17 protein-coding genes are annotated in these 22,338 nt (G+C 40.4%); 5 read left to right on the top strand and 12 right to left on the bottom strand.

Annotated features, from left to right (window positions below; genetic code table 11):
* The first annotated feature begins 44 nt into the window (after positions 1-44).
* Positions 45-2,462, top strand: a complete 2,418-nt coding sequence (locus ACWICE_RS17875; RefSeq protein WP_454298919.1) for an alpha-ketoacid dehydrogenase subunit alpha/beta — start codon at positions 45-47, stop codon at positions 2,460-2,462.
* Positions 2,463-2,481: 19 nt separating this feature from the next.
* Here the strand turns inward: ACWICE_RS17875 and ACWICE_RS17880 are convergent, their stop codons facing one another.
* The 5 genes from ACWICE_RS17880 to ACWICE_RS17900 all read right to left on the bottom strand — a co-directional run bounded on the left by ACWICE_RS17880 (position 2,482) and on the right by ACWICE_RS17900 (position 7,731).
* Positions 2,482-3,345, bottom strand: coding sequence for an ROK family protein (locus ACWICE_RS17880; protein WP_313261193.1), 864 nt, complete (start codon positions 3,343-3,345; stop codon positions 2,482-2,484).
* A complete protein-coding gene (gene aroC / locus ACWICE_RS17885; RefSeq protein ID WP_454298920.1) occupies positions 3,335-4,432 on the bottom strand; it encodes a chorismate synthase in 1,098 nt (365 codons plus the stop codon). Before aroC ends, ACWICE_RS17880 begins: the two co-directional genes overlap by 11 nt.
* 62 nt (positions 4,433-4,494) lie before the next feature.
* A complete protein-coding gene (aroA, locus tag ACWICE_RS17890; protein ID WP_454298921.1) occupies positions 4,495-5,748 on the bottom strand; it encodes a 3-phosphoshikimate 1-carboxyvinyltransferase in 1,254 nt (417 codons plus the stop codon).
* A gap of 2 nt (positions 5,749-5,750) precedes the next feature.
* Positions 5,751-6,857 carry a chorismate mutase gene (locus ACWICE_RS17895; RefSeq protein WP_185214008.1) on the bottom strand — a complete coding sequence of 369 codons (1,107 nt, stop codon included), beginning with the start codon at positions 6,855-6,857 and terminating at the stop codon, positions 5,751-5,753.
* A 43-nt stretch (positions 6,858-6,900) separates the two neighbouring features.
* Positions 6,901-7,731 carry a prephenate dehydratase gene (locus ACWICE_RS17900; protein WP_185214007.1) on the bottom strand — a complete coding sequence of 277 codons (831 nt, stop codon included), beginning with the start codon at positions 7,729-7,731 and terminating at the stop codon, positions 6,901-6,903.
* A gap of 605 nt (positions 7,732-8,336) precedes the next feature.
* Here ACWICE_RS17900 and ACWICE_RS17905 point away from each other — a divergent pair.
* The 3 genes from ACWICE_RS17905 to ACWICE_RS17915 are packed head-to-tail and all read left to right on the top strand — an operon-like array spanning position 8,337 to position 10,656.
* On the top strand, positions 8,337-9,191 hold the full coding sequence (locus ACWICE_RS17905) for an EamA family transporter (protein ID WP_454298922.1): 855 nt from the start codon (positions 8,337-8,339) through the stop codon (positions 9,189-9,191).
* Positions 9,188-9,805: an IMPACT family protein gene (locus ACWICE_RS17910; protein WP_454298923.1), complete on the top strand. Its 618-nt coding sequence runs from the start codon at positions 9,188-9,190 to the stop codon at positions 9,803-9,805. Before ACWICE_RS17905 ends, ACWICE_RS17910 begins: the two co-directional genes overlap by 4 nt.
* Positions 9,802-10,656 carry a nucleoside phosphorylase gene (locus tag ACWICE_RS17915; protein WP_454298924.1) on the top strand — a complete coding sequence of 285 codons (855 nt, stop codon included), beginning with the start codon at positions 9,802-9,804 and terminating at the stop codon, positions 10,654-10,656. The genes ACWICE_RS17910 and ACWICE_RS17915 overlap by 4 nt, the downstream gene beginning before the upstream one ends.
* 1 nt (position 10,657) lies before the next feature.
* Here the strand turns inward: ACWICE_RS17915 and rodA are convergent, their stop codons facing one another.
* From rodA to ACWICE_RS17950, 7 genes are all read right to left on the bottom strand, one after another.
* Positions 10,658-11,926, bottom strand: coding sequence for a rod shape-determining protein RodA (gene rodA, locus ACWICE_RS17920; protein WP_185214003.1), 1,269 nt, complete (start codon positions 11,924-11,926; stop codon positions 10,658-10,660).
* Positions 11,919-13,895, bottom strand: coding sequence for a penicillin-binding protein 2 (gene mrdA, locus ACWICE_RS17925; protein ID WP_185214002.1), 1,977 nt, complete (start codon positions 13,893-13,895; stop codon positions 11,919-11,921). Before mrdA ends, rodA begins: the two co-directional genes overlap by 8 nt.
* 19 nt (positions 13,896-13,914) lie before the next feature.
* Complete coding sequence (mreD, locus tag ACWICE_RS17930) at positions 13,915-14,445, bottom strand: rod shape-determining protein MreD (protein ID WP_237219514.1); 531 nt, start codon at positions 14,443-14,445, stop codon at positions 13,915-13,917.
* A complete protein-coding gene (gene mreC, locus ACWICE_RS17935; RefSeq protein ID WP_185214001.1) occupies positions 14,435-15,271 on the bottom strand; it encodes a rod shape-determining protein MreC in 837 nt (278 codons plus the stop codon). Before mreC ends, mreD begins: the two co-directional genes overlap by 11 nt.
* An 81-nt stretch (positions 15,272-15,352) precedes the next feature.
* Positions 15,353-16,375 carry a rod shape-determining protein gene (locus ACWICE_RS17940; RefSeq protein ID WP_093098220.1) on the bottom strand — a complete coding sequence of 341 codons (1,023 nt, stop codon included), beginning with the start codon at positions 16,373-16,375 and terminating at the stop codon, positions 15,353-15,355.
* A gap of 150 nt (positions 16,376-16,525) precedes the next feature.
* Positions 16,526-18,187, bottom strand: coding sequence for a M1 family metallopeptidase (locus tag ACWICE_RS17945; protein ID WP_454291247.1), 1,662 nt, complete (start codon positions 18,185-18,187; stop codon positions 16,526-16,528).
* Positions 18,188-18,208: 21 nt separating this feature from the next.
* Positions 18,209-19,876 carry a helix-hairpin-helix domain-containing protein gene (locus ACWICE_RS17950; protein WP_313261205.1) on the bottom strand — a complete coding sequence of 556 codons (1,668 nt, stop codon included), beginning with the start codon at positions 19,874-19,876 and terminating at the stop codon, positions 18,209-18,211.
* 760 nt (positions 19,877-20,636) lie between these two features.
* Between ACWICE_RS17950 and ACWICE_RS17955 the strand changes: the two genes are divergently transcribed.
* Positions 20,637-22,277 (top strand): SUMF1/EgtB/PvdO family nonheme iron enzyme, encoded by a 1,641-nt coding sequence (locus ACWICE_RS17955; protein ID WP_454298925.1) that lies wholly within the window; start codon positions 20,637-20,639, stop codon positions 22,275-22,277.
* Positions 22,278-22,338 lie beyond the last annotated feature (61 nt).

A 22,338-nucleotide genomic window follows, 5' to 3' on the forward strand; every position in this document is an offset into this window, starting at 1 on the left:
AACTCGTTTATTTTCTTATTTTTGTTAAAAAAGGAACCACTTTAATGTCAGAATCAAATACGACACGATCAGTGCAATATAATACATCAAAAATAAGCTACGAGGAATTCCGCCAGGTACTCATAGAAGATTATAAACTAGCCACTCAAAGCCGATTTGTCAGTCTATTGGGAAGAAAGGAAGTGCTTACAGGCAAAGCTAAATTTGGAATTTTCGGAGATGGTAAGGAATTGGCTCAGATTGCTCTATCCAAGGTTTTTAAGCCTGGGGATTGGCGATCAGGGTATTATAGGGACCAAACTTTGGCGTTCGCCCTAGGGATCAGCAATGTCTATAATTTCTTTTCGCAATTGTATGCTAATCCTGATGTAGAAGCGGATCCATCTTCTGCGGGAAGACAAATGGTGGCCCACTTTGCCACGCCTCTTCTGAATGAGGACGGTGAGTGGATCGACCAAACCAAGCAGGTTAACTGCTTTTCTGATATTTCCACCACCGGTGGACAGATGTCAAGGATCCTAGGTTTAGGATTGGCATCGAAACTTTATAAAAACAATCCTAATCTCTCCCATAAAGATAAGTTTAGCAATGATGGACAAGAGGTGGTTTTCTGTACGATAGGAAACGCCGCGACCTCGGAAGGGGTGTTTTGGGAAACGGTGAATGCTGCCGGTGTGAAGCAACTGCCTGTCGTGATCTCCATTTGGGATGACGGTTATGGAATCTCCGTTCCTAATGAAATCCAAACCACCAAAGGTGATATCTCTGCTCTGCTGAGAGGTTTTCAGGAGGATGAAGCAGGTCCTGGATTTGAAATATTTCGCGTGAAAGGCTGGGATTATGCCGGTCTCTGCGAGGTATATGAGAAAGCTGCGGATTTTGCCAGAAACAACAGTAAACCTTGCCTGGTGCATGTTGTCGAAATGACCCAACCGCAAGGTCACTCCACCTCCGGATCGCATGAACGCTATAAAAGCCATGAACGATTGGAATGGGAAACCGAGTTTGATTGCAATAAGAAAATGCGGGATTGGTTGATAGATTCTGGAATGGCTACCGAGGAAGAATTGGCAGCTCTCGATTCGGAAGCAAAGGATTTTGTGAGGAAAGAACAGAAACGTGCCTGGGCAGATTATAGAAAAACGCTGCAGGTGGACCTACAGGAAGCTATTGCTAAGTTGGAAGGGATCAATCATCATGCTGCAGAAATACCTTTAAAAACCTTGTTGTCAACTACAGAGCCTTCTCTTAAGGAGGTTTATGTAAATGTCAGACGCGTCATTAGGGAGCTTCGTGGAGTGGATGTTTTAGGGAAAGAAGAATTGATATCCTGGTTTCGCGAAAAACAGAAAATTAACCATGATCGATTCAACGATAAGCTATTCGTTGATACTAAATATTCTCCACTGTTAGTGGAAACCGTTCCTGCTGAATTTGATCAGGATTCTCCTATAGTGGATGGTCGTGAGGTACTGAATGCTTGCTTCAAAGCTAATTTTGATAAAGATGCGCGACTGTTGGCATTCGGAGAAGATGTTGGTAAGATTGGTGATGTAAATCAAGGATTCGCAGGCTTGCAAGAAGAATTTGGGAGCCAGAGGATCTTCGATACCGGAATTCGGGAGTCTGCAATAATTGGAAAGGGGATAGGCTTAGCTGTTCGTGGCTTTAGGCCTATTGCTGAAATTCAATATTTGGATTATCTGATTTACGCAATGCCTGTTCTCAGCGATGATTTAGCGAGTTTGAGTTATAGAACAAAAGGAAGGCAAAGAGCTCCTTTGATCGTAAGGACCCGTGGTCATCGATTGGAAGGTATTTGGCATTCTGGATCACCGATGTCAGTGCTTTTGGGCGGTTTGAGAGGAATGCATATCTGTGTGCCAAGGAACATGACCCAAGCTGCTGGAATGTATAATACGCTTCTTAGATCCGATGAACCTGCAGTAGTGGTAGAATGTCTGAATGGTTATAGATTGAAAGAGAAAATGCCGGTCAATATCAGTGAATTTACCGTTCCGATTGGGAAAGCTGAAAAGATAAGGGAAGGTGCTGATATTACGGTAGTGTCTTATGGATCAACCCTTAGGATTGTGCAAGAAGCTGTTTTGGAATTGGATAAATTGGGTGTTTCCATAGAAATCATTGATGCTCAATGTTTGCAACCGTTCGATAGAGACAAGATTTCTGTTGAATCCTTAAAGAAAACAAATAGATTATTAGTGGTGGATGAAGATTTCCCTGGAGGAGCCTCTTCTTATATCACCCATGAAATATTGGAAAAACAAGGTGGTTATTACCATTTGGATGGACAACCTAAAACCTTGACTGCAAAAGCTCATCGTCCGCCTTACGGTTCTGATGGTGACTATTTTACTAAACCAGCTGTTGATGATGTCGTGGAAACGGCTTATCAAATGATGTCTGACAGTAATCCAACAACATTTCCTCCTATCTTCTAGGAGGAAATGTTCCTGAATATTATATACCGTTTGAGAATAGGGATGCCGCTCCGATAATCGCAGCATGCTCTTGGTATTGACCAATCTGAACCTCAAATCCTTCCAGAACAGATTTGTCTGGAAAAATACGGTCCCAAGCCTTTACAATGTTCCCGCCAATTACAAATGACTTGCAATCATGCTTTTGGCTAAAAAACTCCATAAAACGCAATAAGTGTCCCTGATATTCTGAAAGCAATTGAGTTACTTCTTTGGTTTCAGCATGTTTTTCAAGGATCTCCCTTAATCCGCTTTCCTTAAATCCAGCTAATTCCTCAAATCGCTTTACAAACCATCTTGTTACCAGGTATTCTTCAAAGATAGAGTCCTTATAGACCGTATCCCAAAGATCAGCATCGAATGCTTTCTCTCCCTGACTCCAAACTGCGCTCCCTAAACCTGTTCCCAAAGTAATTCCTAAAATCCTATCTTTATGGTCTAATCCACATCCAAAGACCTCGCCTTGTAGAAAGGCAGCAGCGTCATTGATGTATAGAATTTTGAAATCTTGTTGACCAAGTCCTTCTAAAATAGGCTCAGTAACTTTGATATTATAAATACTATCGTATTTTGATTGACCCTTCATGAGGGCAATTCCCTTATCGTAATCAAAGGGGCCTGGTGCAGCAATTCCAATGTTAACTACTTCTAAATCAGTTTTTTCTAGGCAGGATTTCATGTTGGTGGTCCAGTCAAGAAAAATCGATTTAGCATTTTCCAATGAATTTACATGCGAACGGGTAATGGTTTCGTTAAGAATTCTCCAAGAATCCTTCTCAACGATCGCTGAAGTGATATGTGTCCCGCCAATATCACATGAAAGAATATAATTGCTATTCTGCATTCTTTAAATAGGCCTTATATTTTAATAAATGGTCAGCTATTACAAGGGCAGCCATGGCTTCCACGATAATAACTGCACGAGGTACAACACAAGGGTCATGGCGTCCCTTTCCTGAAATGGTTGTTTCGTTTCCTTCTTCATTTATTGTGTTCTGATCACGCATGATCGTAGCAACAGGTTTAAATGCAGTGCGGAAAGTAATATCCATTCCATTAGAAATGCCTCCTTGAATACCTCCTGAAAAATTGGTTAATGTTTTTACTTGATTATCTTCCTTTACAAAGATGTCGTTGTGCTCTGAGCCTAACATTTTTGAACCTTCAAATCCCGATCCGTATTCAAAGCCATGAACAGCATTAATACTCATCATTGCCTTGGCTAGGTCTGCATGAAGTTTGTCGAATACTGGCTCTCCAAGTCCGACTGGAACCTTTCTGATGACAGTGGAAATAACACCGCCAACTGTGTCTCCATTTTTACGGACTTGATTGATGAATTCTTCCATTTCGGAAGCACTGGCAGGGTCAGCACACCTTACGATATTGCTCTCCCTGGTTTCCAACAATCCATTTAAATCATTTAGCTCCAGATTAGGAGCCTGGATATTCCCTACGGCAGAAACATGGGCAATTATTTCGATTCCGTATTGTTTCAAGAATAATTTTGCAATTGCTCCTGCTGCTACACGAGCTGCAGTTTCTCTTGCTGATGACCGACCACCACCACGGTAATCGCGGATGCCGTATTTCATTTGATAAGTGAAATCTGCGTGAGAGGGTCTGAATTTATCTTGAATGTGAGAATAGTCCTTAGAACGTTGGTCTTCATTTGGAATTACGATGGCAATGGGCGTGCCTGTAGATTTTCCCTCAAAAGTACCGGATAGAATTTGTGCAGTATCGCTTTCTTTTCTTTGGGTTGTGATCTTGGATTGGCCAGGGCGGCGTTTGTCCAATTCTGATTGAATGAATTCTTCATCAATTTCAACCAGCGCTGGGCATCCATCCACTATCACCCCAATTGCCTTTCCATGTGATTCCCCGAAAGTGCTTATCTTAAATAAATCTCCAAAAGTATTTCCTGCCATAATTCGATAATGCCCGTAAATATATAAAAATAGATATGAAAATTGCTTAGCTTATAATAATATTATTTTTCAGTGATTTGGAAGCCATGTTCTTCTAGATGCTGCCAAAACATAGGATATGATTTTTCAACCACGATAGGTTCTTCAATGGTAACTTGATTGAATACTAATGCCAGTGGAGCAAAAGCCATTGCCATGCGGTGGTCTTCATAGGTTGCAATAGTAAGGTTTCCTGGATCTTGTACATCAGCGGTCTTCAAGTGATAAGTTTCACCATCTGCGATCAGTTTTGCTCCGAACTTACCGATTTCAGTCTGTAAGGCAAGGATTCTATCTGTTTCCTTGATTTTCAAGGTTTCTAACCCTGTAAATGAAACGTCCTTTTTTAAAGCTGAAGCAATAACGACAACTGTTTGAGCTAGATCAGGACATTCTTTAAAGTCGAATAAAGATTTTTCAGACTTGCTGTCCACTTTTTTCAAATGGAGACCATCTTTTTCAAAGCTTGACTCCACTCCAAAATGCGTCATGATTTCAACGATTGCCATGTCGCCTTGCAAACTATGTTCTTTTAATCCAGGCAACACAATTTCCCCGTTTTGGGAAAGAGCAACGATAGAGTACCAATATGACGCTGCGCTCCAATCTGGTTCAACATAGATCACTGACTCAGAAAAATCCTGTTTAGCAATTTGGATTTTATTATCTTCAAAATTGTATTGGATTCCACATTCCTTTAGCATTTCCAAAGTCATGGTTACATACGGCCTAGAAGTCAATTCGCCTATAATATCAATGGTCAAACCTTTCTTTAAGGAAGGAGCGATCAGCAATAGCGAAGAAATATACTGGCTACTGATATTACCTTGAATTGAAATTTGCTCTTTGCCTTGAATCATTCCACCTTCAATTTTTAATGGAGGATAACCCGCCTTGTTTTCATAATGGATATCAGCACCCAGGTCCTTTAGGGCATCCACGAGAATCCCGATAGGTCTCAGTTGCATCCGTTCAGTTCCCGTTAAGATAAAGTTTCCTTTGATCAAGTTCAGGTAAGAAGTCAAGAACCTCATTGCGGTACCTGCAGGACCGATATCGATGCTGTTGATTCCAGGATTAGGATTAGAAGCTTGGTTCAGGGCAGCATTTAAAGTTACGGTATCAGCTGCTTCAGATAGATTTTCAACGCGTACAGCACCTTTACTTAATGCTCTGATAATAAGAGCACGGTTGCTCTCTGATTTTGAACCAGTAAGTTGAACCGTGCCTTTAATTTCTTGCGAAGGGTGGGTTAAAATTAAGCTTTTCGCCGTCATTCTTAAGCCTCCGCAACCGGTTTAGTGTTCATAACCTCGTTTTGCTTACGAATCGATTCGTTATGCAACAACTCTAAATATTTTGAAGTAAACTCTTCGCTTAGGTTAAGGGCCTTCGCTAATTGAATACGTTTCTGAACGATTTCATCCCAACGGTTGATCTGAAGGATCGTTACATTGTTATCTCTTTTGAACTCTCCGATTTTCTCAGCAATTTTCATACGGTCAGCGATCTGTTTGATGATTTGGTCATCCAACTTATCGATCTGTCCACGCAATTCAGCTAATTTATCTTCGAATGCAGGATTGTTAGATTCAGGCTTACGAACAGCTACATTATCCAATAGTTCAGACAAAGCTGCAGGGGTAACTTGTTGTTTAGCATCTGTCCAAGCAACTGAAGGATCGATATGCGACTCGATGATCAAACCTTGCATATCCATATCCATTGCTTTTTGCGTAACGTAAGGGATTAATTCACGGTTACCGCAGATATGGCTAGGGTCGTTGATGATAGGCAATTCAGGAGCGATCGCTTTCAATTGGATAGCGATATCCCACATTGGTTCATTACGGAAAGCTGTCTTTTCGAAAGAAGAGAATCCACGGTGGATAGCAGCTAATTTCTTGATTCCAGCTCTATTTACGCGTTCCAATGCACCAATCCATAGAGAAAGGTCTGGATTCACTGGGTTTTTAATCAATACAGGAACATCAACACCTTGTAATGCATCTGCAATCTCTTGAACTGTAAATGGGTTCGCAGTAGAACGAGCACCAATCCACAAAATATCAATTCCAGCGGCCAATGCTTCCTCAACATGTTTTGCCGTAGCTACTTCTGTTGCGGTCAACAAGCCGGTTTCTTCTTTAGCTCTCTTCATCCATTCCAAACCGATGCTGCCAATTCCTTCGAATTCTCCTGGTCTAGTACGAGGTTTCCAGATACCTGCACGCAAAACATTCACTTTTCCAGTGTTGGCTAATAAATGTGCTGTAGATACCACTTGCTCTTCTGTCTCAGCACTACATGGTCCGGCAATGATTAAAGGTTTATCCCCTGTATCCAACCAAGATTTTAAAGGGAGAATGTCTAATGAATGTTTCATTGTATTTTAGTTTGATTATTTACTTGTTAAATTATTTTTTGATTTAGATCTTTTCGTTTTTCAGGTATTCACCCATGATGCTGAAGTTCACGGTGTGCTTCAGGACCTTACGGATGGCAGCATCATAGTCAGCTTGTTTTTTCCATTCAACATCCACATAGAAATCATATTCATTTCTTCTGCCGACTACGGGCATGGATTGTATTTTGCTCAGGTTGACATTTTGTTCAGCAAAGCATTGTAAGACCATCGCTAATGCACCAATAGCATGGGAAGTCTGGAAAGATAATGAAGCTTTGTTAGCATTTTTCTGCTCTTCTAATTCGTTTGAAAGGATCAGGAAGCGAGTAGAATTCTTTTTATTGGTTTCAATTCTCTTTTCCAAGATCTCCAAACCATACAGTTTTGCGGCGGCTTCACTTGCGATAGCGGCGGTATGGGTCAATTTCTCATCCAAGATCTTTTTGGCACAAGCTGCCGTATCCATTCCTTCCTTGATGGTCCACTCAGGGTGATCACTTAGGAACTCATCACACTGCCTAATGGCAATAGGGTGGGACTCGACAAATTGTACATCTGAAATTTTAACTCCAGGCAATGCCAAAAGATGCTGTTGGATATTAAGATGAACTTCGCCGATGATATGAAAGCGGTAGTCCCTTAAAAGATTGTAATTAGGTAGAATGCTTCCAGCAATTGAATTTTCAATCGCCATCACGACATAGTCTGCTTTTCCTTGCTTCAGGAGGTCACATGTTTTCTTAAATGATGAACATTCAAGCGTTTCTATGTCCTTGCCGAAATATTTATAGGCAGCTTCCTCATGAAATGAAGCTTTTACTCCTTGGATGGCAATCTTTATTTTCTCACTCATTATCTTTATTATGCTTTACTTTTTTGTCAAAAAAAAGGTCCCAAACTTTTCAGCTGGGACCCTTCAATATTTTCTAAATACCATATACTAGTCCCAGCTCTTATCTTTAAAATAAAAGAACCAAAAGTTGGTGTATGTATATTGTATGTTCATTTCCCGTTTATTTGTTTTCAAATATAGAGCTTCTTTATTTAAGTGCAAAATATTTTTTAAAAAATATTGTTTTATGCAATAAAAACTAATCAAAAATAACGTAAATATACATTAAAATTTACGATAAAAATAGCCGAAAAAATAGTCGTAAATTATGAATAATATGTCTATCTAAATTATTAAATATGCCTTAAAGACAAATTAATGTGGTTTTGTTAAAATTTTGACTTATAAAATTCGTCTAAAAAAAAGCATAAAATACACCAAAAAATAGCGCTAAAAAATGGTAAAAAAAATATTTAAAAATTTAACAAAAATCAGCTCATTTCTCATTCAAAAAAATGATGTTTTGAAGCAATTTCTGATTTCTCAATGCTTGATTGATCCTTTTCCTACTCTATTTGCTATCTAGAAAAGGATATATTTGTAGCATTTCGAAGAATAGTACAAAAATGCATTATATCCTCATTTCGGTTCTCTGTTCAGTGACTGTTGCCATCATTATCAAATTGGCCAGACAGCGTGGAGTGAACTACTTACAACTCCTGGTCTGGAATTATCCCATTGCACTTTTCCTAACCTATCTGGTGCTGAAACCCCAAATTGTTCCTTGGACTTCCAACCTTCCTTGGGCTATCTATGTTCCTTTGGGGTTCCTTTTACCCTTTATATTCATATGTCTGGCCCTTTCAATCCGTTATGGAGGAATTGTCAAAACGGAGGTTGCTCAGCGATTATCCCTATTTATTCCATTGTTAGCAGCCTATTTCTGGATGAATGAAGAATTTGCAGCCAATAAGTTTATTGGTATCGCAGTAGGATTGGTTGCTATCGTGTTTTCTATAGGTTGGAATAAGAATGATCGAGTTCAGGGAAAGCAAATTTGGATATACCCTTTGTTGGTGTTCTTCGGGATGGGTATCATTGATATTCTTTTCAAGAAGATAGCCTTAAACAGCCAGATAACCTACATGTCCTCCCTTTGGATAGTATTTACCCTGGCTTTAGGATTTGCATTGCTCTTTCTAGTTTACCTCCTATTTGTCAAAAAACAGGACTTTGACAAAAAATCCCTCCTTTACGGCGCTATTTTAGGCGTTTTTAATTTTGGAAACATAGTCTTTTACATGAAAGCACACAAAGCACTGCCTGATAGTCCATCCCTAGTTTTCACAGGGATGAATATTGGCGTGATTGCGGTGGGAGCGATGGCAGGAGTGATACTATTTCAGGAGAAACTTAGCGTTTACAATAAAATTGGGCTATTTTTGGCCATTATTTCAGTTTTATTAATTGCATTGCTGTGAGTTTATTCGAAGATACATACCAAACTATTGAAGCACCTTCAGAAGGAATTTTTAGGGACAAGGGAAGCAAGTTTATCGCCTATGCCTATCCCATCAAGGACGAAAGTAAGCTTAAGGATATTATCGCTGAATTGAAATCCATGCACCCCAAAGCCCGCCACCATTGTTATGCCTATCGGCTTAGCCCAGACCGTGCAGTGTTCCGGGTAAATGACGATGGAGAACCCTCAGGGACTGCAGGGAGACCTATATTGAATGTTTTGCTCTCCATGGATGTCACAAATATTTTGGTGGTGGTCGTTCGTTATTTTGGAGGAACCTTATTGGGAGTTCCAGGCTTGATCAATGCCTATAAAACAGCAACCCAAGAAGCCCTTGCAGAAGCAGAAGTCGTGGAAAAGACCGTAAATGATGTCTACGAATTGAAGTTCGATTACCTACAGATGAATGATGTCATGCGGATTGTTAAGGAAACAGATCTAGTCGTTTTGAGTCAAGATTTTGATACGAATTGTAAAATTACCTTCGAAATCCGTAAATTACAGGTAAATGAAGTGATCGGGAGAATGGAGAAGATTGAGGGGGTAGAGATCAATTACTTGCGAACCATATGATTAACGATTCTGAACTAATTATTAATTCCGATGGAAGTATTTACCATTTGAATTTATTGCCATCTGATATTGCTGATACTGTAATTTTCGTCGGAGATCCTGACCGTGTTCCCGAAGTTTCCAAATACTTCGATGATATCGAGATCAAAAAAGGAAGACGAGAATTTATTACCCATACTGGTTCCGTCAAGGGAAAAAGGATCACCGTTATTTCTACAGGGATTGGAACAGATAACATTGATATCGTCCTGAATGAATTGGATGCTTTGGTCAATGTCGATTTCCAGACCAAAACCCTAAAGCCTGAAATCAAATCCTTAGATATTATCCGAATTGGAACCTCCGGGTCTATCCAAGGGAATATTTCCATGGGTACCGTATTAGCTTCCGAATTTGCAATAGGATTCGATACCTTAATGCAATACTATAGAAAACCTTATACCGAGCCCGAAGTCCAATTGCAGGATGCCGTAGTCAAGCACTTTGATAGCCTAACATTCAAACCCTATGTAGGCCGGGCGTCCCAAAAGCTTTTGGATCAATTTGCATTCGACCTTCCAAAGGGAATAACCATGACAGCCCCAGGTTTCTATGGCCCCCAGGGCAGGAATGTAAGGTCCAACAATATCTATCCGGACCTCATCAAGAATGCCAACAGTTTTGAAATTTCAGGAAGAAACATCACCAATCTAGAAATGGAAACTGCGGGGATCTATGCGCTCAGTAATATGTTTGGTCACCATGCCATCTCCATCAACGCAATACTTGCCAGTCGAGTGAGTGAATCTTTTAGTAACAATCCCCAAGAAATTGTTGATAAGGCAATAAGATTGGTGTTAGAGAGAATATAAGCTACCCCGTCCCTTTCCTTGTCGAATCAAACTTCAACAGAATAAACAACAATATGGTAAAGGACCATAATGAGGATCCTCCATAACTAATAAAAGGCAATGGGATACCAATTACAGGGACGATTCCGATGGTCATTCCGATATTGATAAAGAAGTGGAAGAATAGGATAGAAGCTACCCCGTATGCATAGATCCTTGCGAAGGCGGTACGTTGTCTTTCCGCAATATTCACAAGTCTTACTAGCAAGGCGACATAGATCGAAATCAGTACCACAGAACCTACAAAACCCCATTCTTCACCCACCGTACAGAAAATAAAGTCGGTACTTTGTTCTGGCACAAAGTTATATTTTGTTTGGGTACCTTGGAGATAGCCCTTTCCAAAAAGCTGACCGGAACCAATGGCAATCATCGATTGGTTCAGGTTATAACCTTGACCTTTGGGGTCATCCATTTTGCCCAAGATAATGTCGATGCGGTTTCTTTGGTGCGGTTGTAGGATTTGCTCATAAGCGAAGTCCACGCAGAGCACATACACACTGGAAACTACAAATAGGATCGCCATATTGATCAGGTTCTTTCGTTTTTTGCGCATCATAAAGGCGAAAAATCCGCAGACCAAGGCCAATATACCGATCAGGATCCATTGATTGACCAATAATGCCAAGACGAACAAGAAAATCGCCAATCCACCAATGATCAATAATCCAGTGCTCACATAACCTTCCCTGTAGAACACAAAGATCAAGGCAAAGAAAGCCAAGGCAGAACCCGTATCAGGTTGCAACATAACCAAAGCAACAGGAAACAATACAATACATGCACCTATGAACAAGGTCTTCATATTGGGGTTTTTGTTCGTCTGGTTACTGAGGTAGTAGGCCAACAATAGACAGGTTGCCAACTTTCCAAACTCAGAAGGTTGCAACCTAAAACTACCTAAAGGTATCCATGCCTGGTTACCCCCAACATTTCGACCAACCACCAATACAGCCACCAAAAGCAGAATGACGATGATATAGATAATAGGGGCCGAGGATATGAAAAATCGGGAATCAATAATCAGGATACAGATACCAATGATCAGTGCCGTAAAGATATAAATGGATTGCTTTCCGTAGTTGGTCGCCAGATTAAATAAACCTGGATTCTCAGCATCGTATACCGCAGCGTGGATATTGAACCAACCGATCAAACATAAAGCCAACCACAATCCAATGGTCAACCAATCAATTCTACCGAAAAAACTTTTCTTATGTAGGTTATTCATGGTTTCTCCTCACTTGGCTATGGTGCACTAATACCGCAGATTCCGTTTTTTTCTTTGGGTCTACTGCTGCGGTACGTACCGTTTGTGGTTTATTGTTATTCTTAGTACTGTCCTTTTTGATGCTTTCCTCTTTCTTCACTTTTGGCTTCGGCATTAAGTTACCATTATAGATCCTGTCCTGAATATATTTAGGCAAGGAGATGGTATCCTTCAGGTATTTTTCAACCATCATACTCGCGATCGGAGCCGCCCATGTCCCTCCATAACCAGCATTCTCTACGAAAACCGCAATGGCGATTTTAGGATTATCCCTTGGTGCAAAAGCAAAGAATACGGCGTGGTTTTCACCATGTGGGTTCTGAACGGTACCCGTTTTTCCGCACATCTCAATTCCAGCTATTCTTGAGGCCGCGCCGGTACCACCCTGGTTCACTGCTTGGCTCATTCCCTCAATGACAGGCTCATAGTGTCTGGCATCAACACCAGCAGAGATCTTCTCTGTAAATTCTTCCTTCACGATCTGCTTTTCGCCAATTCCCTTAATGAGGTGCGGGCGGTAATAGAATCCTCGATTTGCCACAATGGCCATGATGTTGGCCATTTGCAATGGTGTGATCCCTAGTTCACCTTGACCGATAGAGAGGGAAATATTAAAACTAGATCTCCAATTTCCGCTCCCATATCTTTTGGTATAAAAGTCTGATGTAGGTACAAGTCCCGGTTTTTCGCCTGGAAGGTCTATCCCCAATTTATGGCCGAGACCAAATTTTCCCAATGCTTCCTTCCAGAGGTCATAGGCTTTCGGACCGCTCATACCTCTGCTGTCGATCATTTTGGCATATACATACCCATAATAGGTATTACAGGACATCTTGATGGATTTTACCAGTCCGGTTGCACCATCAACGTGAGTACAGCGCATTATCGCACGTCCACCACCATAGCGATATCCACCTGGACAATAAAACACAGTCTGATCATTTATCACACCAGCTTGCTGGGCAGTTAGAGCAGAAACCACTTTAAAAACGGATCCCGGAGGATAAGAAGCTTGAATGGGACGGATAAACATAGGTTTGGTTTCATCATTCAACAATTTCATGTAATTGTTTCCTAATTCACGTCCAACCATCATATTTGGATTGTAAGATGGACTACTTACAAAACTCAAGATCTCACCCGTGGAAGGCTCGATGGCAACCACAGAACCTAGTTTGTTTTTCATCAGCTTTTCAGCCAATATCTGAAGGTCTTTGTCCAAGGAAGAAACAAGTCCATCCCCTGTAACAGCAAGAGTGTCATATTTACCATCCATAAAACTACCCTGAGGTCTGTTCAAGGCATCAACCATTTGGTTTTCCACCCCACGTTTACCCCTCAAAAGTTCTTCATAGGCACGTTCTACTCCAGATGCTCCAATATAATCTCCAGGGCGATAAAAGCCATTCGATTTTTCAATATCTCTTTCATTCACCTCCTGGATATAACCCAAAAACTGCGCGGCAATACTATCAGGATAACTACGAACGGTACGGTTCAGAGGGTAGAAACCCCTGAACTTATACAGGTGTTCCTGAAATTTGGCATAGACAGTCGATGAAACCTGCTTCATAAATTGTGATGCCCGATAGGGAGAATGTGCTTTCGCCTTTCTCATCCGAACATTGAAATCAACCGTGTCGATCCCTAATAGGTCACATAGCAATAGGGTGTCCAGATCCTTGACTTCCCTAGGGGTAACCATGATATCATAAACAGGTTCATTCTGGACCAAGACTTTACCATTCCGGTCTAAAATAACACCTCGTGCGGGATAGATGATCTTTTTCCGCATGACGTTGTTGTTGGCTGATAGAAGGTATTTGTCGTCGATGACCTGTATATAGAAGAGTCTTGCTACAATAACGAGTGCAATAGCAATGAAGATTCCTTGGATAACGAACTTACGGTTGAAATAACTATTGTTCATGAGAATAAGACCGTAATTATTAATTACTTAATAAGCGAGATTTTCTTTTGTAAATAAGTATACTAATCAATATGATTAACAAGATAGTAAAAATACTGCTTAGTAATATGCTCAGTAGTGTGCTTAAATAGTTTGAGAAACTAAAATATTCTACATGCAGAAGAACGAAATGGTGGATCAACGTTCCGATAGAAATATAGGAAAGGAACCATTTGGCGCCCATATTGCCTAATGAAGGAGTTTCAAAGGAATCCTGAACATCAACGTCCAAGGTAATTCTATGGAAAAATATCCTATACCAGGTCAGGGCTACGCAGGCTGCAGCATGCACACCTATCGAATCATAAAAGGCATCTACGGTTAGTCCTGTTAGGAAGGCCAATACATACAATACAAAGTTTGGTGTACCGATGGGTAACAAAAAGATGATCAGGATATACGGAAAAGGAGTCGCTAAGTTATAATATCCAATATTCTTGAACAATACAACTTGCATCGCGATCAATACAATAAATCGAATAATATTGAAAATTATCACCTTACCCATCATTATCCTCCGTTACGGCTTCCAATTCATTTTTTTCATTCTCCAGCAGATCCTTCACCACATACACATGGTTTAGATTGCTGAAATTCGTCCTCAATTTAATCTTGATGTCCAGGAAGGAGCCTCCTGAACTTATACCAGTTTCTTCCACCGATCCAATTTCAATACCTTTCGGAAACAGGGAAAACCCTGACGTGTAGATCTTTTGTCCTTTTTGGACTTTAAGATGGTTTGGGATATCCTTGACAATGGCAAACTGCGGGTCGGTTGTATTTCCCCAGACCAAAGATCCAAAGACATTTGTGGTATCCATGGTCACTGAAACCCGGGTATCTGGATGCAATAAAGATTGAATGGTACTAAAATGTGCTGATACATTCAGGACAATACCGACAACACCATTGGAAGTGATGACACCTAATCCTTTCTGAATGCCTGCCAATGAGCCTTTATTGATCGTAATGAAATTACTTTTCTGGTGTACACTGTTGTTAACGACCTCTGCCATCGTGAACTGGTACCTGTTCATATCGATGGAATCATTGATCTGTACAGAATCCAAGGTGTCGGTCAACAAATAGTGTTGGAGTTGTTTTCTAAGTTCAGAGTTTTCCAGCGCCAGGTTTTTATTGGTTTCTTCCAAAGCCAAATAACTTTTCCAAGAATTCAACTTATCGTAAAAAGATCCTACGACTACGTTTGAAGAATTGATGAAGGCTGAGCGTTGGTACCTGTTGTTTTGGACAACTAATAGGAGAGAGGCAACAAAAAAGAGAATAAACCAAAAAAAGGCATTATATCTAACCAAGAAAAGCCAAAGGTTCTTCATTATTGTTCTCTTTTAATAGTTACGCGATATAACATTATAGGAACGTTATATCGCGTAATCATAAATTTTTTTAATTATTTGTTATTGCATTAAGAACTTAAATCGTCCGATGTTTTTAAGTGCAATCCCAGTTCCTCTAACTACTGCACGAAGTGGGTCTTCCGCAACGTGAACAGGAAGTTTTGTTTTCGCTTGAATACGTTTGTCCAATCCACGAAGTAAAGCACCACCACCTGTCAGATAGATACCTGTTTGATAGATATCAGCAGATAGTTCTGGAGGAGTGATCTCCAATGCTTTTAAGATAGCTTCCTCAATTTTAGAAATTGACTTGTCTAAACAGTGCGCAATCTCCGTATAGGATACAGTGATCTGTTTAGGGATACCAGTCATTAGGTCACGACCTTGAACCGCGAAATCCTCAGGTGGATCTGTTAATTCTGGTAATGCTGCGCCAACTTCAATCTTGATTTTCTCCGCTGTACGGTCTCCAATCATAATATTATGCTGACGACGAATATATTGAACAATGTCTGAATCGAAGTTATCTCCCGCAACACGGATAGATTGGTCACAAACAATTCCCGAAAGGGCAATCACGGCAATTTCAGTGGTACCTCCACCGATATCAATGATCATGTTTCCTACAGGTTCTTCCACATCGATACCGATACCCACAGCAGCTGCCATAGGTTCATGGATCAAGTAAACCTCCTTCGCTCCAGCAATCTCTGCCGAATCACGAACAGCACGTTTCTCGACCTCTGTTATGCCCGAGGGAATACAAACCACCATACGTAAGGATGGGAAAAACCAGCTCTTACCTTTGTTGATAAGCTTAACCATACCGCGGATTAAATGCTCAGCAGCTGTAAAATCTGCTATCACACCATCACGCAATGGTCTTACCGTTTTTATATTGTCGTGAGTTTTACCCTCCATTTGCATTGCCTGACGACCGATTGCGATCACCTTATTTGTTGTGCGGTCAAATGCTACAATTGAGGGTTCATCTACTACTACTTTATCATTGTGAATGATTAGGGTGTTAGCTGTTCCCAAGTCTATTGCAACTTCTTGCGTAAACCAATTAAAAAGCCCCATTTAGATGTGTAAGTATTATTTGTAATTTAATTGCAAACCTAATGAAAAAAAATGGTTTTTTATGAAAGCATTACTTATAAAAAAACATCTTTTGTCGACGAAAATATTCAAATTTTTAAATATGATATTGTGAACGAAATTAGGCTTATTTTATTGTATTGTAGTGCCAATATAATAATTATAAGTATCCACCTTAAAGTTCTCCTTCGTTAATCCATCCAACCTCATCACCTTAAATTTGTCTGTAGGGTCTATTCTCAATCTTTTTCCGTCTTTATCAAAGATATGGACCGGCATCTGAAAGTCTTTTACTGCTGATATCCAACGGATCATAAAGACACCTGGACTATTCTCAATGACCTCTAAAGTTGGGATACTTTTCGTCTGTACAAACTGTTCAAAGGTTTTATCGAGGTTGATGCCAGACTCTTTGCTCATATATTCTACGATATCGCCATAATCAACCGTCTGATGGTAAAATTTCTTATTTAATCCGCGTAGGATATTCCGCCATTTGTCGTCATCATCGATCATGGTCCGGATCATGTTGTGCAATACACCACCCTTGTTGTACATATCCCCTGAACCTTCTTTATTTACGTTGTATGGTCCTTGGATAGGACTATCGTTTTGGATTCCTCGACGGTTGCCATTAACATAGGCTTGGCTGGCTTCCTTTCCATAAAAGAAATCAATGAATAGGGCTTCTGAATAATTGGTGAAACTCTCATGGATCCACATATCGGCAAGATCCTTCGAGGTGATGTTGTTTCCAAACCACTCATGTCCCGATTCATGGACCACTATAAAGTCCCATTTCAATCCCCAGCCGGTTCTCGATCCATCTCTGCCTAAATATCCATTTTGGTATTTATTGCCATAGGCAACTGCACTCTGGTGCTCCATGCCTAAATGTGCTGTTTCAACCAGCTTATAGCCGTCCTCATAAAAAGGATAGGGTCCAAACCAATGCTCGAATGACTTTAATGTCTCATTCGCATTCTTTTTTAGGTGGTCGATCTTACCAGCATTTTCTTTTAAGACATAATAATCAACAGATAGCGGGCCTTTTTCTCCAGCATATGTTTCCTTATAATGGGTGTAGTCCCCAATATTAAGCGCCACATTATAATTGTTGATCGGATTTTCAACCTTCCAATGGTATTTGGTATATCCATTTTTCAGTTTTTCCGTCTTGACCAATCTTCCGTTGGACACATTCATGACCCCATTGGGAACTGCCACGGAAATCAACATGCTTTTCACTTCATCTGATTGGTGGTCTTTGTTTGGCCACCAAACGCTAGCACCCAAGCCTTGACAAGCTGTGGCTACCCAAGGTTTCCCATTACTGTCTTTCTTCCAGTCAAAACCCCCGTCCCATGGAGCTCTGGTCGCCTGAATAGGATTTCCAGAATAATGAACCGTAAAAGAATCAACCTTTCCTTTTTCTATATACTCTGGAAAATCAACAAATACCGCATTGTATTCTCTAGTAAAAGGAAGGGTCTTGCCTTTATACTCCACTTTGTCTACGGAAAGGTTATCAAATAGGTCAAACTGTAATTTATTGAAACGTTCAACAGCTTCAAACTTAAACAGGTTGCTCCCTGAAATAAACTTATTATCAATATCAACTTTAACGTCCAAATGGTAGTATTGGATATCATAGCAGGTGCGCAATGCAGTCAATTCTCCACGTAATGAATCGGCTTTGCTATATAATTCCTTGGCCTTCATCAATTGTGCTTCTGCTGTATAGCTTGCAGCACATAATAACATGCCGAGGAAAATTGATTTTGTTCTTATCATATCGGTCTTATAAAGTAGGTTTTAATGTTTCTTCCTGTTGTTGAAATATTCTTCGATTTTTTGAAGATCAAAGGCATTTAAGCACATCTCTTTGGTCAAACCGCCTTTTCGGCCAACATAAACTCCATATTCCATATCCAAAAAGCCTTCTTTTCTGTGGGCATCTGGATTGATGGATAAAAGCACGCCTTTCTCTAGTGCATATTGATGCCATCTCCAGTCTAGATCCAGTCTCAATGGATTGGCGTTTATTTCAATAACGACCTTATTGGCAGCACAGGCATCGATTACCTTTTTGAAGTCCAAAGGATAACCCGCTCTAGATAATAATAATCGTCCTGTTGGGTGACCTAAAATTGTGGTATATGGATTTTCAATGGCCTTAACAATACGATCAGTTGCTTTGTCCTGGTCCATTTTTAAATTACTATGGATGGAGGCCACCACAAAATCAAACTTAGCCAAGACTTCGTCTGGATAGTCCAAAGATCCATCTGAAAGGATGTCTGACTCAATACCCTTGAAGATTTTGAAGGGAGCTAATTTTTTATTCAATTCATCAATTTCAAGCCATTGCTGTTCCAGTCTTTCCAGACTCAAGCCATTGGCATAAACTGCTGTCTTGGAGTGATCGCAAATCCCTAAATATTCCAATCCTAATTCTTCCTTGCAATACAAGGCCATATCTTTCAAAGAATGAACACCATCACTATAGGTCGAGTGGTTGTGCAATGATCCTTGAAGGTCTGCGTAGGTGATGAGCTTGGGTAGTTTATTGGCCCTTGCCAGTTCGATCACATTTCCACTTTCCCTCAATTCAGGTTCTATATATTCCAATCCTAAAGATTTATAGATCTCATTTTCCGATTCCAAATTCTGGAGCTCGCCGATTTCTTCCAATTGTTTGATGTGTTCCTCCGAACCTGTGCTGATCAAAAGGTTCTTGGCAAATTGCTCTGCTTTGCAGGACAATACTTCAAATGGAATTCCATTTTGGTCCTTGAAACTGATTCTTTGGTTTTCTTTATTGATGTCAAACTCATATTCTAAGCTTTTAATCGCTTGATGAATTGCCGTTGGTTCCGCAGCGATCAATATTTGCACCTGTTGCAAAACTTCAGATTTCCTGCGGTAGTCTCCAGTAACACTGAGGGGAGCTAGGGGTAATGCTTTCTCAAAATGTTGTATGACTTCGAGCGCCGATGGCATAACCTTGGCAAATAAGAACCAACCTTGATTGGCGATCGAAAATTCAATAGCTTTTTTAATGTCCTCCTGAGTTTTCAGACCGAAACCTTTGGCTTCAATCAGCCTGTTTTCATTACATGCATAGTATAGCTCTCCGACCGATTCAATTTCCAGGTCATTCCAGATAACCTGTATTTTCTTTGGTCCAAGGCCTTTGATTTTAAGCATTTCCAAAATACCCTCTGGGGTTTTTGCAAGGAGTTTGTCCAAGTCTGGAAAAGTACCCGAAGTAATGACTTGCATGATCTTTTCAGCAGTACTCTTACCGATATTAGGTTGTTCACTTAGGGTTTCAAGATCAGATTGGCTCGCCGCAAAAGGTAATTTATCGATCCGAAAAGATGCCGAGGCCATTGCTTTTGTCCTAAATGGATTCTCGTTGTACAATTCCATCAATTGCGAACACAATTTAAAAACCTTAGCTATCTCTTTATTTGTCATGATTTCCTTCTTTCTTTTATGGGGATATCAAAAATAGGAAATTGAATCGAACATCAGACCATATTCAGGGGACTTAAAAGCCATTTTAATAAAAAATCCTGAGCTGGGGAAGCTCAGGATTTTTACCAAACCAATTATTAACCTAAATTATGAAATTATATACTCTTTTACTCTTTTGCTTTTCTTTAATACTATAACGCAGTCGGATTTTATTTCGTACACAAAGAAGGATTTGTTAACATTTTTTAACGAAAGGAAGGAGGGGCGTAGTTTTTTGAACCAGGATGGAAAGGATGGGAGGATGGACCAAGATCATTTTGGCAATATAACACTGGAAATTCCCCAGGACTGTAGGGGCTTATTGCATAAGCCCGCATCCTGTTTTTGAATATATTATAGGTTTGAATGGCGTACAGGTCCATTATCAAAGATAATGGATGTCAGGGTCTAAATAAAATTGGCGTACCGATTCTTCTCCCTAAAAATTTGTCATTCTTAACCGAAGGTTAAGAAACTGTTCGCCAATAAAACCCGTGATACTTTTGGTCTCGCCGGTTTGCTTTTTTCCGCCCACGTCGGACTGAACATCCTGCATCTAATCAGAGATATTCTCAATAATCCTAAAAACAATAAATATTTCCCATTCAATAACTAAATTTCTCAATAAACATTTTATTGTTTATTAATAATTAATATATTAGCCTATCGATTCTTTTCGATTAACTTGAATTATCAATCCTTTGATAGCCAAACCAATATTATGTTTAAAAGAAATCAAATAATCTATCCATTACTTTGCATGCTCCTGCTGTTGTTTTCCTGCAGGCGCGACGATGGAATAGCGATTCCATCCGAGGACAAGGAACTTAAACTTGTCCTGGCAAAACCAAGCAGTATCACGGCGATGAACGCTGCTACCCCTGTCGAGGGACAGGAATTTGGGGTCTATGTCCTCCCGGCAGGATCAACGGACCTGAATAGTCCACTGGTGAACAACCGGAAGTATATATATGAATCTGGAGAGCTGCTTCCGGCTGATGGAGGGACGCCGATAATCTACCCCCGCGATGGCAGTGCTATTGATTTCTTCCTGTACAGTCCCTATCAGCAGGTTTCAAATGGCGAACTTATGATGGACTTTAGCAATCAGCTCGATCAGGCAAAACTGGACCTGATCGATATCAAAATGGTCAATGTCGACAAGAGCAATCCTATTGGTCCAATAAGTTTACAGCATAGGAACAGTAAGCTAAAATTCACGCTAGTGCCTGGCCAAGGGTTGAGCGCTGAGGATTTAGGAGACGTCGAAATAAGCCTTGTGGGATTCTCCAGTGGTTGGAGATTCCAAATTTACATAAATTCAATTTTTTTGTTAAACAGCTCCGACATTAGACTTGGGACGCAGCGGGAAGCTATCATGTATGACCCGTTTAATGATGGCCAAAAGCAATTTCAGTTCAACGTAGGAGATAGGGTGTTAAAATATGCCATTCCAACAGGAGTTATTTTTGAGTCCGGTAAGCAATATGAATACCAGGTCACGATCAACTTTGGTTCGGTCGAGGTCAAAAGGGTCTCAGCGATGGATTGGCAGGTTGATGCCGGTGAAATCATAGCTCGGTCAAAAGGTTTGGAATTCGTCCATATCCCTGCCGGAACCTTTACCATGGGTTCGGGGGCTACCGAACCTGGAACAACAGCAAGTGTTTACCCTGCACATCAGGTAGCCCTGACCAGAGATTTCCTGATGAGCAAATATGAGATTACCCTCGCGCAATACCTTGAATTCCTCAAGGATGTAAATGCCGACCTAAACAGTGTGAACGTCCAAAATCCCAATAATCCAGGCGTTAGATGGATTCATAATTATGATTTTTTTATTGAAAGCAATGGTCAATGGCAGGTTGTCCCAGGGAAAGAAAACCTACCGGTCAATTATGTGACTTGGGCCGGAGCTCGGGCATATGCACTGTGGGCAGGAGGAGATCTCCCTACCGAAGCGCAATGGGAATATGCTGCAAGGGCAGGTTCCAAAGCTGATTATTTCTTTCTGGAAGATCATGAAACCTTTGCTGGTCATGAAAGTGAACTTGCAGAATATGCCTGGTATGCTGGAAATTCCGGTAATAAATTAAAAGAGGTAGGCTTGTTGAAACCAAATCCTTGGGGAATCTATGATATTTATGGAAATGTAATAGAGTATTGCTTAGACGAAGCAAGGGCTTATAGTATAAACGCTGTTGTTGATCCAGCCCAAAATGCTACGTTAACTACAACAATCAGAGGAGGTTCATACCGAAATCAAAAGGAAAGGGTGAACAGTACATTGAGGGAATTATATTTCTTGAATTACTATGAATATTTCCTTGGCTTTCGAATCATAAAATATCCAAGTAATTAAGATGGCCTTGGGATTTTGGGAAGCAATGGGATTAGGGGGATTGGGGTTTTTGAACCAGGAT

Source organism: Sphingobacterium sp. NPDC055346, assembly GCF_053645235.1.

Coding starts and splice junctions, on each gene's coding strand:
- ACWICE_RS17875 (WP_454298919.1), top strand. CDS start 45: ATGTCAGAATCAAATACGACACGATCAGTGCAATATAATACATCAAAA.
- ACWICE_RS17880 (WP_313261193.1), bottom strand. CDS start 3,345: ATGCAGAATAGCAATTATATTCTTTCATGTGATATTGGCGGGACACAT.
- aroC (WP_454298920.1), bottom strand. CDS start 4,432: ATGGCAGGAAATACTTTTGGAGATTTATTTAAGATAAGCACTTTCGGG.
- aroA (WP_454298921.1), bottom strand. CDS start 5,748: ATGACGGCGAAAAGCTTAATTTTAACCCACCCTTCGCAAGAAATTAAA.
- ACWICE_RS17895 (WP_185214008.1), bottom strand. CDS start 6,857: ATGAAACATTCATTAGACATTCTCCCTTTAAAATCTTGGTTGGATACA.
- ACWICE_RS17900 (WP_185214007.1), bottom strand. CDS start 7,731: ATGAGTGAGAAAATAAAGATTGCCATCCAAGGAGTAAAAGCTTCATTT.
- ACWICE_RS17905 (WP_454298922.1), top strand. CDS start 8,337: ATGCATTATATCCTCATTTCGGTTCTCTGTTCAGTGACTGTTGCCATC.
- ACWICE_RS17915 (WP_454298924.1), top strand. CDS start 9,802: ATGATTAACGATTCTGAACTAATTATTAATTCCGATGGAAGTATTTAC.
- rodA (WP_185214003.1), bottom strand. CDS start 11,926: ATGAATAACCTACATAAGAAAAGTTTTTTCGGTAGAATTGATTGGTTG.
- mrdA (WP_185214002.1), bottom strand. CDS start 13,895: ATGAACAATAGTTATTTCAACCGTAAGTTCGTTATCCAAGGAATCTTC.
- mreD (WP_237219514.1), bottom strand. CDS start 14,445: ATGATGGGTAAGGTGATAATTTTCAATATTATTCGATTTATTGTATTG.
- mreC (WP_185214001.1), bottom strand. CDS start 15,271: ATGAAGAACCTTTGGCTTTTCTTGGTTAGATATAATGCCTTTTTTTGG.
- ACWICE_RS17940 (WP_093098220.1), bottom strand. CDS start 16,375: ATGGGGCTTTTTAATTGGTTTACGCAAGAAGTTGCAATAGACTTGGGA.
- ACWICE_RS17945 (WP_454291247.1), bottom strand. CDS start 18,187: ATGATAAGAACAAAATCAATTTTCCTCGGCATGTTATTATGTGCTGCA.
- ACWICE_RS17950 (WP_313261205.1), bottom strand. CDS start 19,876: ATGACAAATAAAGAGATAGCTAAGGTTTTTAAATTGTGTTCGCAATTG.
- ACWICE_RS17955 (WP_454298925.1), top strand. CDS start 20,637: ATGTTTAAAAGAAATCAAATAATCTATCCATTACTTTGCATGCTCCTG.